General features: G+C 40.4%; 15 protein-coding genes and 2 riboswitches. Of the genes, 14 read left to right on the top strand and 1 reads right to left on the bottom strand.

All coding sequences use genetic code 11. The features are described 5' to 3' along the window. Positions 1–2: 2 nt before the first annotated feature. The 9 genes from FBF83_RS11610 (at position 3) to FBF83_RS11570 (ending at position 8,604) form a co-directional block, all read left to right on the top strand. Positions 3–584, top strand: coding sequence for a stage V sporulation protein AE (locus FBF83_RS11610; protein WP_136947330.1), 582 nt, complete (start codon positions 3–5; stop codon positions 582–584). Beyond that, the gene (locus FBF83_RS11605; RefSeq protein WP_136947329.1) at positions 565–2,058 is read left to right on the top strand and encodes a spore germination protein; all 1,494 of its coding nucleotides are present in this window, start codon (positions 565–567) and stop codon (positions 2,056–2,058) included. The genes FBF83_RS11610 and FBF83_RS11605 overlap by 20 nt, the downstream gene beginning before the upstream one ends. A gap of 46 nt (positions 2,059–2,104) precedes the next feature. Then, positions 2,105–2,293, top strand: a riboswitch (Lysine riboswitch). 101 nt (positions 2,294–2,394) lie between these two features. Continuing rightward, the gene (gene lysA / locus FBF83_RS11600) at positions 2,395–3,714 is read left to right on the top strand and encodes a diaminopimelate decarboxylase (protein WP_136947328.1); all 1,320 of its coding nucleotides are present in this window, start codon (positions 2,395–2,397) and stop codon (positions 3,712–3,714) included. Between the two features lie 92 nt (positions 3,715–3,806). Beyond that, positions 3,807–4,244 (top strand): peptidylprolyl isomerase, encoded by a 438-nt coding sequence (locus tag FBF83_RS11595; protein WP_048309178.1) that lies wholly within the window; start codon positions 3,807–3,809, stop codon positions 4,242–4,244. 27 nt (positions 4,245–4,271) lie between these two features. After that, a riboswitch (FMN riboswitch) is annotated at positions 4,272–4,419 on the top strand. Positions 4,420–4,557: 138 nt separating this feature from the next. Then, positions 4,558–5,643, top strand: coding sequence for a bifunctional diaminohydroxyphosphoribosylaminopyrimidine deaminase/5-amino-6-(5-phosphoribosylamino)uracil reductase RibD (gene ribD / locus FBF83_RS11590; protein ID WP_136947790.1), 1,086 nt, complete (start codon positions 4,558–4,560; stop codon positions 5,641–5,643). Then, complete coding sequence (ribE, locus tag FBF83_RS11585; RefSeq protein WP_136947327.1) at positions 5,643–6,296, top strand: riboflavin synthase; 654 nt, start codon at positions 5,643–5,645, stop codon at positions 6,294–6,296. Before ribD ends, ribE (FBF83_RS11585) begins: the two co-directional genes overlap by 1 nt. A gap of 22 nt (positions 6,297–6,318) precedes the next feature. Continuing rightward, complete coding sequence (locus FBF83_RS11580) at positions 6,319–7,512, top strand: bifunctional 3,4-dihydroxy-2-butanone-4-phosphate synthase/GTP cyclohydrolase II (RefSeq protein ID WP_136947326.1); 1,194 nt, start codon at positions 6,319–6,321, stop codon at positions 7,510–7,512. Between the two features lie 31 nt (positions 7,513–7,543). Further along, positions 7,544–8,014 carry a 6,7-dimethyl-8-ribityllumazine synthase gene (gene ribE / locus FBF83_RS11575; protein ID WP_136947325.1) on the top strand — a complete coding sequence of 157 codons (471 nt, stop codon included), beginning with the start codon at positions 7,544–7,546 and terminating at the stop codon, positions 8,012–8,014. Between the two features lie 227 nt (positions 8,015–8,241). Further along, a complete protein-coding gene (locus FBF83_RS11570; protein ID WP_136947324.1) occupies positions 8,242–8,604 on the top strand; it encodes a GNAT family N-acetyltransferase in 363 nt (120 codons plus the stop codon). A gap of 24 nt (positions 8,605–8,628) precedes the next feature. Here the strand turns inward: FBF83_RS11570 and FBF83_RS11565 are convergent, their stop codons facing one another. Continuing rightward, positions 8,629–9,156 carry a DUF309 domain-containing protein gene (locus FBF83_RS11565; protein ID WP_136947323.1) on the bottom strand — a complete coding sequence of 176 codons (528 nt, stop codon included), beginning with the start codon at positions 9,154–9,156 and terminating at the stop codon, positions 8,629–8,631. A 130-nt stretch (positions 9,157–9,286) separates the two neighbouring features. On the opposite strand from FBF83_RS11565, the gene FBF83_RS21060 reads away from it, so the two are divergent. The 5 genes from FBF83_RS21060 to FBF83_RS11545 all read left to right on the top strand — a co-directional run bounded on the left by FBF83_RS21060 (position 9,287) and on the right by FBF83_RS11545 (position 12,649). After that, positions 9,287–9,430: a hypothetical protein gene (locus FBF83_RS21060; protein ID WP_205665320.1), complete on the top strand. Its 144-nt coding sequence runs from the start codon at positions 9,287–9,289 to the stop codon at positions 9,428–9,430. Between the two features lie 297 nt (positions 9,431–9,727). Continuing rightward, a complete protein-coding gene (locus tag FBF83_RS11560; RefSeq protein WP_136947789.1) occupies positions 9,728–10,474 on the top strand; it encodes a segregation/condensation protein A in 747 nt (248 codons plus the stop codon). Further along, complete coding sequence (gene scpB / locus FBF83_RS11555) at positions 10,471–11,055, top strand: SMC-Scp complex subunit ScpB (protein WP_136947322.1); 585 nt, start codon at positions 10,471–10,473, stop codon at positions 11,053–11,055. Before FBF83_RS11560 ends, scpB begins: the two co-directional genes overlap by 4 nt. A gap of 29 nt (positions 11,056–11,084) precedes the next feature. Then, entirely contained in the window at positions 11,085–11,435 is a 351-nt protein-coding gene (locus tag FBF83_RS11550; protein WP_136947321.1) for a hypothetical protein, read from the top strand. Between the two features lie 122 nt (positions 11,436–11,557). After that, a complete protein-coding gene (locus tag FBF83_RS11545) occupies positions 11,558–12,649 on the top strand; it encodes a type III polyketide synthase (protein WP_136947320.1) in 1,092 nt (363 codons plus the stop codon). Positions 12,650–12,651 lie beyond the last annotated feature (2 nt).

Below are 12,651 nucleotides of genomic sequence, written 5' to 3'. Positions count from 1 at the left end.
CAATGGATAAAAAGCGGCGGGTCGTTTTCGTAACCGATGGCGATCTATATGCACAAAAGGCAATTGAAAAGGTAGCTTCAGATATTGGGGGAAGGTGTATTAGTCAGTCGGCAGGTAATCCTAGCCCGCTCGCTGGTTATGAAATTGTCTCTCTCATACATCAAACTCCTCATGATCCGGTTTTCGTCATGTTTGATGATAGCGGATTCCCAGGGGAAGGATATGGAGAACTTGCAATGCAAGCGGTAGCAGAGGATGAGAACATTGATGTTCTCGGAGCGATTGCAGTTGCTTCAAGAACACATTTCTCTGAATGGACAAGAGTTGATGTGTCAATCGATCGGACTGGTGAGCTCACTCATTATGGAGTGGATAAGAATGGCTTCGCCGATATGGAGGCAGGAAGAATAGATGGTGACACGGTATCTATTCTGGATAAGTTAAATATACCAATTATTGTCGGGGTTGGAGATATAGGTAAAATGTCCGGTATAGATGATCCATCAGTCGGTTCTCCGATTACGTTAAAAGCTGTTGAAATTCTGCTCGAAAGGAGCGGTTTTAATGACATCCAAGATAAATAACAAGCAGAAAATATTTAAGAAAATAAAAGAAAACGAAGAATTTTTATCGAAATCGATCGGAATAGGCAAAAGTTTTGATGTAGGGGTACGTAAGTTAAAAATTTTGAATAAAGAAGTTCAATTTTATTATTGTACTGGTCTTTGTGATACCTCCATCATCGTTGAAATTATGCGTGAGTTAATGTTTATTGATGATCACCATAGATTAACGATAAAACTTGAGCAGGTCATTCATAATCATTTACCCCATCAGCAAGTTACTGTTGTTGAAACCTTTGATGAAGTGGTGGATCAGGTTTTATCAGGATTAATTGCTGTTTTTATGGAAGGCGAAGAGCAGGCTTTTATAATAGATGTTCGAAAATACCCGGGTAGAACACCTCAAGAACCAGACACAGAGAAAGTCATTAGAGGTTCAAGGGATGGTTACACGGAAAATATTATTGAGAATACCGCTTTAACGAGGCGAAGAATTAGAGATGGAAGGTTACGTAACGAAATTTTACAAATTGGTGAGCGTTCTAAGACAGACGTTTGTATCACGTATATCCAGGATGTAGCCAATCCGAATTTGATTGAGATAATAAAGAAGAAGCTTGAAGAAATTAACATTGATGGTATTCCGATGGCAGATAAGACAGTAGAGGAATTTCTTGTTCATCAGGCTGCCAATCCTTTTCCATTAGTTAGGTACACTGAACGACCTGATGTAGCAGCTTCTCACTTATTAGAAGGACATGTTCTAATTATAGTGGACACTTCTCCAAGCGTTATTATTACGCCGACCACTTTCTTTCATCATGTTCAACATGCCGAAGAATATCGGGAAGCTCCTCTTCCAGGTGCGTTTCTTCGTTGGGTTCGGTTTGGGGGCATGCTTGCAGCGCTTTTGTTATTACCATTATGGCTATTAATGGTTGACCAACCTGAACTGCTTCCGAAAACGATTGATTTTATTGGCCCAAATGACAAATCAAACGTACCTATTTTTCTTCAGATCATTCTTGCTGAGATAGGTATTGAAACCTTAAGGATGGCAGCGATTCATACACCTACCCCTTTATCAACTGCGATGGGTCTTATTGCTGCTGTATTAATTGGTCAGATTGCCATAGATGTTGGATTGTTTGTTCCTGAAGTCATTCTATATGTTTCAATAGCAGCGGTAGGTTCTTTTGCAACTCCAAGTTACGAACTAGCTATTGCAAACAAATTAATTAGGTTAGTACTGTTATTTCTTGTCTTCTTTTTCGGAGTACCAGGATATATTATAGGAGTAACAGCAGTTATACTCTTTCTAGTTAGTTTAAAGCCTCTCAACACACCTTACATGTGGCCATTCATCCCATTCAATCCCAAAGCATTCATTCAAGTGCTAATACGCGTCTCAGTGCCACTAACAAAACTTCGTCCGAGTATTACAGAGCCTCAAAACAAGAACAAGCAACCGGACAAACCACTTGCTGAATCGTAAAATGTGTGGTAATTTATTTCTTAATAGAATAGACCTCATTTAAAGTAATGGGGATAGAGGCGCAAAACGAATGAGTAAGGTATCTGAGCATATAATGGATTGCGAAGAAGGTATCTGAAAGGTCAATTTGCCGAAGTGGGATAAAGGACCAACCTTTTCTTGCTGGGCTGCTGCTGAATAAGCTGCAGACTGTCACTGTTAGATGGATTTCTTTCAGTGGTGAGCTAATCCAACTCGTGAGGATACGGAGAAAACAGCCAATGTATCTATAGTTGGCTGTTTTTCTTATTGTATGGAGGGTGCTCGCATAAATCATTAGCGAGAGGGGAGAAAGATGTGAACCTATATGGTACATCAACGGTTTCAGAGGAAGGACATTTAACAATTGGAGGGGTAGATACCGTTCAATTGGGGAAGAAGTTTGGGACAGCATTGTATGTATATGATGTCTCGATGATTCGAGAGAAAGCAAGAGCGTTTCGAAGCGCTTTTGAACGTGGAAATATTAATTATCAGGTAGCATATGCAAGCAAAGCATTCTCATGTGTGGCAATGATTCAGCTGGCAGAAGAAGAAGGCTTAAGTCTTGATGTTGTATCTGGAGGAGAACTATATACTGCTCTTCAGGCTGGTTTTCCTGTCGAGCGCATTCATTTTCATGGTAATAACAAAAGCGAAGCAGAAATACGCATGGCATTGGATGCTGAAATTGGCTGCTTTGTGGTTGATAATTTTTATGAATTGTCATTACTTGAGCAACTTTCAGAAGAGAAAGGTGTTCGAGCAAATATATTGTTACGGATTACCCCTGGAATAGAAGCGCATACTCATGATTATATTTTGACTGGTCAAGAAGATTCGAAATTTGGATTTGACCTTCAAAGTGGTCAGGTAGAGGAAGCGATTAAATCTGCAAGTGAAATGAAGCAAATTCATCTTTTGGGTCTTCATTGTCATATCGGATCTCAGATTTTTGAAACGACTGGATTTGTTATGGCCATTGAGAAAATTTATAGTTACCTTTCAAAATGGTATGAATCTTTTGGTTTTGGACCTGAAGTTCTTAACCTTGGTGGTGGATTCGGAATTCGCTATACATCAGATGATGAGCCTCTACCGGTTGAAGATTATATTGAAGCAATGATCAAGACTGTTAAAAGCCAACTGAGGACAGAAATGAATATGCCAGAAATTTGGATAGAACCAGGTCGGTCACTTGTAGGGGAAGCAGGAATCACACTCTATACTGTTGGTTCACATAAACAAGTTCCTGAGCTTAGAAATTACCTAGCTGTAGATGGCGGCATGAGTGATAACCTCCGTCCTGCTCTTTATCAGGCGAAATATGAAGCAACCATTGCTAATCGAATGTATGAACCGAGTGATCATCTTTATTCGGTTGCAGGGAAGTGCTGCGAGTCAGGAGATATGATCATTTGGGATTGCGAGTTGCAAAGAGCAATCGCAGGAGATACGATGGCTGTTTTCTCAACAGGTGCGTATGGATATTCGATGGCTAATAATTATAATCGTCTTCCAAGGCCGGCTGTTGTCTTTGTTGAAAATGGTGAAGCAAGCCTAGTTGTGAGAAGAGAATCATATGAAGATCTGATTCGTCATGATTTGCCACTTAAACAGGCGATTATTTCAAAATAATATTCATTAAGTAGAAATGATATGGAAGTGCTTTAGTCTGTGCTATAATGAAAGAGCTTTTAAGAAAATTGTTTGTGCAGGAGGATATTCTAATGAAAAAAGGTACAATTGCATTTGAAAACGGTGAAGTAATTCAAATTGAATTCTTCCCAGAAGAAGCACCCAACACAGTAGCTAACTTTGAAAAACTTGCAAACGAAGGCTTCTATAACGGAGTAAACTTCCACCGCGTTATTCCTGGTTTTGTTGCTCAAGGTGGCGACCCTACAGGTTCTGGTATGGGCGGTCCTGGTTACACAATTGACTGTGAAACAGAAGGTAACCCTCATAAGCACAAAGCAGGTTCCCTTTCTATGGCACATGCCGGAAAGAACACTGGCGGTAGCCAATTCTTCCTTGTTCATGAACCACAGCCACATCTTGACGGAGTGCATACTGTTTTCGGTCAAGTAACAGACGGAATGGATACAGTTCTTCGCATTAAGCAAGGTGACGTAATGAAAGAAGTTAAGGTCTGGGACGAAGAATAGTCCTTCCTTATTCTAAAAACTAAAAAAACTTTCCTTCGGGGTCGGGTGAAAATCCCAACCGGCGGTGATGACTGGCAATAATGCTGGCTAAGTCCGTGACCCGGTTGCAGAAGCAAACGGTGGATCTGGTGAGAAACCAGAACCGACAGTATAGTCTGGATGGGAGAAGGAAAAAAGTGACCAATCTCCTTTTGAATAATAGATTCAGAAGGTTTATTTGGCATATGCTTTTACCTCCCTGACGGTTGTTTTGGGAGGTTTTTTTATGTCTTTCTCATCGCCATTAATGGAGAGTGACACAGGAGTCGATCGTATGAATCATTTAGATTATATGAAAACCGCAATTAGTATGGCTAGAACCACTCTTGGTCAGACGAACCCTAATCCAGCCGTTGGCGCGATCATTGTTAATAATGGGCGTATCGTCGGTATGGGAGCACATTTAAGAGCTGGTGAGGAACATGCAGAAGTACATGCTCTTAGAATGGCCGGGAAGGAGGCCAGTGGTGGTACTGCTTACGTTACACTTGAGCCATGTAGTCATCATGGGCGAACCCCTCCGTGTGCAGACGCTCTCATTGAAGCAGGAATAAAATCTGTTTTTATTGCTAGTCAGGATCCCAATCCTCTTGTAGCGGGAGGAGGAGTAGCGAAATTAAGGGAAGCAGGCGTTACCGTTGAGATAGGTCTCGAAGAAGAAGAAGCATTAAATCTTAACAAAATGTTTTTTTATTATATCACCCATAAACGACCTTTTGTATCGCTGAAGTCAGCTACTACGCTTGATGGTAAAATAGCAACCAGAAATAGAGACAGTAAGTGGATTACTGGAGAAGAAGCAAGAAAAGATGTCCATTCTATTCGCCATCTTCACGACGCTATACTTGTAGGGATTGGAACAGTTATATCAGATAATCCATCGTTAACGACAAGATTCGGTGAGGGATTGTCACCGATCAGAATCGTACTTGATCATCACCTTAGAATCCCATCCGATTCAATATTACTTACCGATGACTCTGCAGAAACGTGGATTGTAACAACCAAAAGTGCTTTAAATAAAAATAAGCGCAACTTTCAAAAACACGTTCAATTAATTGAAGTAACACAGGATTCGATTTCAATTGATGAAGTGCTCGATCTTCTAGGTGAGCGTAACATTACCTCGTTGTTTGTAGAGGGTGGCTCAGAAGTTCATGGAAGTTTTCTTGAAAGTGGCTGCTTTCAACAAGTTATTACATACTTAGCACCTAAGTTAATTGGGGGTAGAGATGCACCTACTTCATTTGGGGCAAACGGCTTTTCTGTGATGAGTGATGCAGTCAACTTGACGATTGAGAGTGTGGACCAAATTGGAGAAGACATTAGAGTGATCGCAACACGAAAGGAGAATGCATAATGTTTACTGGGATTGTTGAAGAAATTGGAAGGGTAGAAAGTGTTCAGCAAGCAGGCGAATCCATTGTGATGCAAATTGCTGCTTCCACTGTTTTAAAAGACGTACATTTAGGTGATAGCATTTCAATTAACGGGGTTTGTTTGACCGTAACGTCATTTACAAATTCTACTTTTACAGTGGACATTATGCCTGAAACTTTTAAATCAACTGCACTCCGTCATCTTGGTCCTAATTCTTCAATTAATCTTGAGAGGGCCATGGCTGCTAATGGCCGTTTTGGTGGCCATTTTGTCTCTGGACACGTTGATGGAGTAGGTGAAATCACTCGTGTTGAAAAGGTTGAAAACGCCGTGTATTACGATATTTCTATTTCCAGAGACCTGATAATTTATTTTGTTGAAAAGGGTTCTGTTTCGATTGACGGGACAAGCTTGACGGTATTTGGAATAGGTGACCATTCTCTTACGATCTCGCTCATTCCGCATACAGTTGAAGAGACGGTTCTTGGTCGGAAGCGCGTAGGTGACCTAGTGAATATTGAATGCGATATGCTTGGGAAGTACATTATGCAATATTTGGACCAAAGGAATGGATCTAAACCAGAACCTGCTTCACTTGGCAGCCAGTTCTATGAAGAGCATGGATTTAAATAATATGGCAACAGGAGGGTCAGATATGTTTCATACAATTGAAGAAGCCATTTATGATTTAATGCAGGGCAGAGTAGTCATCGTATGTGATGACGAGAATCGTGAGAACGAAGGAGATTTTGTTGCACTTGCAGATAAAGTTACACCTGAGACTATTAATTTCATGATAACAAAGGGACGGGGTCTTGTTTGTACGCCAATTACCGATGAGCGTGCACAGGCTTTGAAATTAAATCCTATGGTTGATCATAATACTGACTCACATGGAACTGCCTTTACAGTTAGTGTTGATCATATAAGTACGACGACAGGAATTTCAGCGGCAGAACGTGCTGCGACCATTCAAGCACTGATCGATCCAAATGCAAGACCTGCTGATTTTAATCGTCCAGGTCATATCTTTCCGCTTATCGCAAAAGACGGTGGCGTTTTGAGAAGAGCCGGACATACTGAAGCGGCAGTCGATTTAGCGAGACTATCAGGTTCAGCTCCTGCGGGAGTTATATGTGAAATAATGAAAGAAGATGGTGAGATGGCACGTGTGCCCGATCTTGCTGAGATAGCGAAGGAATTTGATTTAAAGATGATTACGATTAAAGATTTGATTCAGTATCGTAACCGTAAAGATGTACTAGTAAAAAAGGAAGTTGAAATCGAACTTCCAACAGAGTTTGGCTCATTTCGAGCTGTAGGATATTCAAATGTTCTTGATCAAAAAGAACATGTTGCACTGATTAAAGGAGAAATCCTGCATGATGAGCCAACGCTTGTCCGTGTTCATTCTGAATGTTTAACAGGAGATGTTTTTGGTTCATACCGATGTGATTGTGGACCGCAACTACATGCAGCATTAGCTCAGATTGAAGAAGAAGGACATGGCGTCTTGCTTTATATGAGACAAGAAGGTAGAGGTATTGGGCTCTTTAATAAGATGAAAGCATATAAACTTCAGGAGCAAGGGTATGATACCGTTGAGGCAAATGAGAAGCTTGGGTTCAAGCCAGATCTAAGAGATTATGGAATTGGAGCACAAATTCTACGAGATTTAGGGATATCAAAAATGAACTTGCTCACAAATAATCCAAGAAAGATAGCTGGATTAACCGGATACGGTCTTGAGGTAACTGCACGTGTTCCTTTACAAATGCCGTCAAGAAAAGAAAATGAACGGTATCTAAAAACAAAACATAGCAAGTTAGGACACATGCTTCATTTCTAAGTGATAAACAAAAACAAGGAGGATTTTCAAAATGGGACAATTATTTGAAGGAAATTTGGTTGGATCTGGTCTAAAAGTGGGTATTGTAGTAGGAAGATTTAATGAATTTATTACCAGTAAGCTTCTAGGAGGTGCTGAGGACGCATTAAAAAGGCACGGGTTATCAGAAGAAAACATTGATATTGCATGGGTGCCAGGGGCTTTTGAAATCCCATTTGCTGCAAAGAAAATGGTTGATACTGGGCGCTATGACGCAATCATTACGCTTGGAACCGTAATCCGTGGGGCAACACCTCACTTTGACTATGTGTGTGGTGAAGTTTCAAAAGGTGTGGCGAACTTAACGATGCAATCAGGTGTTCCTGTCATCTTTGGTGTTTTAACTACGAATACAATTGAGCAGGCTGTAGAACGAGCTGGAACTAAAGCAGGTAACAAAGGCTGGGATGCTGCAACAGCTGCAATCGAAATGGCGAATTTATCAAAATCATTTGAAGGTTGATTATCAGGTGATTTTTGGCTATGATGAGTATGGTGTTCGATGAAAGGCAAGGGAGTTCTACTTTTGAAGCCAGGAAAAGATCAAGAAAAATGGTTGATTCGAATATGTGTGATCATTGCGATCATCATGCTCGCTGCGCTTGTCCGTAGATTATTGTGAACATTTTATTCGTTCCTTGAATAGTTATATAAACGGCGAGCCAAGAATTACATTAATGAGGGATAATCATGCTAATTCGTTATAAGAAAGCCCATGAGAAAATTGCAATGGGATTATTAAGCTTTATGCCAAACGAAAAAGACATTAAACGATTGCAACAATCGATTAAAGACTATGAAGAAATGGATTCATGGCAGCTTTTTCTTTGGAAAGAGGAAGATATTATTGGTTTACTTGGTATTGAGTGGGTCAATGATAATGAAGTTGAGCTTAAGCATATTAGCGTCAACCCTTCTCATCGCCATCAAGGGATAGGTAAACAGATGGTGGAAGCACTTCGTGAAATGCTGAGTGAAGAGATTGATATAAAAGGTAATGAATATACAGGTACGTTCTTTGAACGGTGCCATTTAGAAGAAAACATTAAATAAATTTTCTATTTGAAAAGGAACGGCTTAGCCGTTCCTTTTCTGTTGTTTTATTCGATATTGTTGGTCTCGTTCTTCAATGATATCAGTGCGATCACGCCTAGAGTGTCTGTGTACGAGGTCCGGATTGGACAAATCACTAAAGCTGCCGTATACATATCCTAAATTGGTACACCGCTCACGGCATGTATCTAAAAGTTCCTTGCTTGTTATGGGTATTTCAAATCCAGCATATGGAGCTTTTGAATGAATTAATTGCTGTTCATCGGAAAGATGTAGAAGAAGCTGATCAACGTCAATGGCAAGCTTCTCAAGCTCAATTCGCTCAGTAGAGATAATACGCTTAGCATTCGCAATCATCCGCTCTGCACCTGTGAAATTACTTCTGCGATGGTGGTATAGTCCGACTGCAACCTGAATAAGTCCTACCCAGTGAAGCTTTCTTTTTCCTCTAGGATCTTCTTTCCAGTGCTCTTCGAGAATTTCGTGACATTCGAAGTAATCTCTGAGCCCATGGAAATGCACCAAATATTCAATGTAAGCTTCTGAATACATGTCGCCCCCTCCATTTCTTTAAGTAGTGTAGCATACTCAGGCTGGTATGATAAAGCGCATGGGTTTCGGTCAGAAGAAGCATAATAGGAATGGTTCTGATGAACCAATACGATTCAGGGAGTTGCTTTATATGGGCAAGGGAAACGGAATGATGTCTGTACTAGCAACGATCAGTGCAGGTGCTGCAGTGTACAGCTATTATCAAAATCACCAATCCAAGAGAATGAATACTGACAACGTGATTAAAAGTATTCTCTCCCAGCAAAAGCAATAACAGGACCGGGTTAAATCCCGGTCTTTCCTTTTACCTCAAGGCTCTTTTCTATAAGCTATTGTAGAAAATTTCATAAAAACCACACTACGCTAATTGGAGCGGAAGGAGGCTCACCGCCCGCACCAAGGAAAGCGAGCATCCTGGAGCGGAAAAATCCACTATTATAGCAACAATGTCTACGAAAAGAGCCTTCCTAAAGTTGTTAACTTTCTAAAGAATTTCTATTGACCGTGGGTGTATTCATCTATGATATAATCGGTTAAGAGATGGACAAGGATAAAGGAAGATGAAGACATGATGCAATATAGTGTTAAGGTTGACGCATTTGAGGGTCCACTGGATCTATTGCTACACCTAATTAATAAGTACGAAGTGGATATCTATGATATCCCTGTTTCCCAAATAACAGACCAATATTTAACATTCATACATACAATGAAAGAACTGCAACTGGATGTAGCTAGTGAGTATCTCGTGATGGCAGCAACGCTGTTAGCTATCAAAAGTAAGATGCTACTACCTCAAAGAGAAGAAGAATTACTTGAAGAAGACATGGATTTCGATGAAGATCCACGCGAAGAGCTAGTTCAGCGTCTAGTGGAATATAGAAGATTTAAAGAAGCAGCTAATGATTTAAAGGAAAAGGAAAGTAGCCGCAGTCTTCTTTACGCACGCCCTCCAGCTGATATAAGTGAGTATAGCCGTGAAGATAGTCACACCTCGATAGGGGATGTTACTCTTTATGATATGCTTGCGGCATTTCAGAAAATGTCTCGGCGAGTGAAGGAGAAGAAACCGAAGCGAACTAGAATACAAGGACAAGATATTTCGATTGAAGAACGAATGAAAGAAATTCGGAAGCAGCTACAGGGAAAGGGCAGAAGGCGATTTCTGGATCTATTCGCAGAAGAAGATCGTAGCCATATGATTGTGACATTTCTTGCTGTTCTAGAGTTAATGAAAACGAGAGATGTGGCGTGTGAGCAAGATCGGAATTTTGGAGAAATAATGATTTTTGAACGTGAAGGGAAGGTCTCGGAGTGACGAAAGAAGAAGTAAAGAGCATTATCGAAAGTCTTTTGTTTGTGGTAGGTGACGAGGGAATCACCGTTAAAGATCTCTCTGGAACGATATCACTAGAAGAAGAGACACTTCTGGATGCGCTAAATGACTTACAACAAGAATATGATGATAGAGATCGGGGATTTAAAATAGCATTTATTGGTGGGGGCTATCAACTTACGACAAATGCCAAAAACGCTCCCTTTATAGAGAAGTTAATCGATAAACCTGGGAACCATTCTTTGTCTCAAGCAGCACTAGAAACGCTAGCTATCATTGCCTACAAACAACCAATTACAAGAGTTGAAATTGAGGAAATTCGTGGAGTGAAAACAGATAAACCACTTCAAACTCTAATGAGTAAGTTGCTGATTAAAGAAGCTGGAAGAGCTGAGAAGGCTGGTAGAGCAATATTATACGGTACAACAAGAGAGTTTCTGTTTCATTTTGGATTAAGTACTATTAAAGAGCTACCTCCCTTGCCAGATGGCACAGAGGAAACTGAAGATGATGAAGCAGATTTGTTTTTCGAGAAATTTCAGGAACTTCCAGATCAAGAATAGTGGCTGGTTGTTCATAAGGAGGGCTATACATGCGGTTAACCCATATAACTTACGAACAGCTTGAGAAAGAACGTTCTAATTCCCCTGAAGATTCATTTGTTCGATCCTCTGTAACATACGAAGAAGCTGGCAATCAGAAGATTTTCTATGTGCTCTATCCTGCTATTTTTGCGATACGTGCAAAAGAGGAGGGGATATGGACCGCTGATTCGCCAGTTCATGAAGTGGTGGCCCTGAATTTGTTGCCTAGCTACCCGGGGAGAAAACGACTTTATATAAGTGACGAATCTGAGTTTCTACTAGCATTAAAGAAAGCCGATCTCTCAAAGCTCCTTGAAATCCTTCAGGAAGTGAAATTAAATGGTTCTTATCACACATAAATGATGCCTTCTTAGGCATCATTTTTTTGTTTCTGAGATCTTCTGTTCCTACCATTTCTTGTATAAAATAAGCTGTCATTTCTCAAACTACTTAAAAAGAGTAGCTAAAGGAGCTTAGCAGAATGATTTTATCGATCGGAAAACATCTACTTCCACATTGTCTTCATCAGTCAGATGCTGCAGCTTTTGCAAAAAAGCAATTTGGTGACCACTTTCGTGATATTGATCGCCTTCTCCCAGTTTTCCAAAGTGCTGAAATAGATACGAGATACTTTGCAATGCCGTTGGATTGGTATAGCAGTGGACCTAGTTTCGAAGAAAAAAATGAACGGTATATCGCTCTTTCAGTCGATTTTGCTACAGAAGCGATAAAAGATTGTCTAAACAATTCTTTTTATTTAAAGAGAGAAATAGATTGTAGCGAAGTGGCAGCAATTTTTTTTGTCTCAACTACGGGAATATCAACTCCGAGCATTGAAGCAAGAATTATGAATGTACTTCCTTTTTCACCACACACGAAACGTATTCCCCTCTGGGGACTTGGATGTGCTGGCGGAGCATCAGGTCTTTCACGGGCAAGTGAGTACTGCATAGCTCATCCCGAAGAGGCTGTACTTATTGTGAATGTGGAATTATGTAGCTTAACATTCCAACATGGAGATTATTCCAAAAGCAACTTAATAGGCACTGCACTTTTTGCTGATGGCGTATCATGTATGCTCGTAACTGGTGAAAAATCTCCGTTGCTTCAACATTCGAAAATGAACAATATACCAGCTATCATTTCAGTTCGGTCTACACTTATGAAAGATTCTGAGGATGTTATGGGATGGGAAGTAAGTAACCAGGGTTTACACGTTGTTTTCTCAAAATCGATTCCATCTATTGTTTCGACATGGCTTGAACCAAACGTTAAAGAATTCCTTACATCACAGAATAAAGTCCCTGAAGAAATTGACTATTTTATTGCGCATCCCGGAGGTACAAAAGTGTTAACAGCTTATGAAGAGGCGCTGGGATTAGAGAAGTCAATGACCAATATATCACGCGAGGTACTAAGACAATACGGCAACATGAGTTCAGTTACAATCGTTTATGTATTGGATCAATTCATGAGAAAGGGGTGCAAAACAGGTGCCTCTGGTTTAATGGCTGCTCTTGGTCCTGGCTTTTGTTCAGAGTTATTACTCCTAGAGTGGAAAGAAGGGGCGTAATT

Origin of the sequence: Guptibacillus hwajinpoensis (assembly GCF_005144865.1) — a bacterium.
In the GTDB taxonomy this organism is placed as follows: Bacteria; Bacillota; Bacilli; order Bacillales; family Guptibacillaceae; genus Guptibacillus; species Guptibacillus hwajinpoensis_A.
The sequence above is the reverse complement of the archived record's forward strand: the minus strand, read 5'-3'. Positions and strand labels throughout refer to the sequence as shown.

Excerpts from the sequence above, each read along its gene's own strand:
- FBF83_RS11610 (WP_136947330.1), top strand. The coding sequence starts at position 3 with ATGGATAAAAAGCGGCGGGTCGTTTTCGTAACCGATGGCGATCTATAT.
- FBF83_RS11605 (WP_136947329.1), top strand. The coding sequence starts at position 565 with ATGACATCCAAGATAAATAACAAGCAGAAAATATTTAAGAAAATAAAA.
- FBF83_RS11595 (WP_048309178.1), top strand. The coding sequence starts at position 3,807 with ATGAAAAAAGGTACAATTGCATTTGAAAACGGTGAAGTAATTCAAATT.
- ribD (WP_136947790.1), top strand. The coding sequence starts at position 4,558 with ATGAATCATTTAGATTATATGAAAACCGCAATTAGTATGGCTAGAACC.
- ribE (WP_136947327.1), top strand. The coding sequence starts at position 5,643 with ATGTTTACTGGGATTGTTGAAGAAATTGGAAGGGTAGAAAGTGTTCAG.
- FBF83_RS11580 (WP_136947326.1), top strand. The coding sequence starts at position 6,319 with ATGTTTCATACAATTGAAGAAGCCATTTATGATTTAATGCAGGGCAGA.
- ribE (WP_136947325.1), top strand. The coding sequence starts at position 7,544 with ATGGGACAATTATTTGAAGGAAATTTGGTTGGATCTGGTCTAAAAGTG.
- FBF83_RS11570 (WP_136947324.1), top strand. The coding sequence starts at position 8,242 with ATGCTAATTCGTTATAAGAAAGCCCATGAGAAAATTGCAATGGGATTA.
- FBF83_RS11565 (WP_136947323.1), bottom strand. The coding sequence starts at position 9,156 with ATGTATTCAGAAGCTTACATTGAATATTTGGTGCATTTCCATGGGCTC.
- FBF83_RS21060 (WP_205665320.1), top strand. The coding sequence starts at position 9,287 with ATGGGCAAGGGAAACGGAATGATGTCTGTACTAGCAACGATCAGTGCA.
- FBF83_RS11560 (WP_136947789.1), top strand. The coding sequence starts at position 9,728 with ATGCAATATAGTGTTAAGGTTGACGCATTTGAGGGTCCACTGGATCTA.
- FBF83_RS11550 (WP_136947321.1), top strand. The coding sequence starts at position 11,085 with ATGCGGTTAACCCATATAACTTACGAACAGCTTGAGAAAGAACGTTCT.
- FBF83_RS11545 (WP_136947320.1), top strand. The coding sequence starts at position 11,558 with ATGATTTTATCGATCGGAAAACATCTACTTCCACATTGTCTTCATCAG.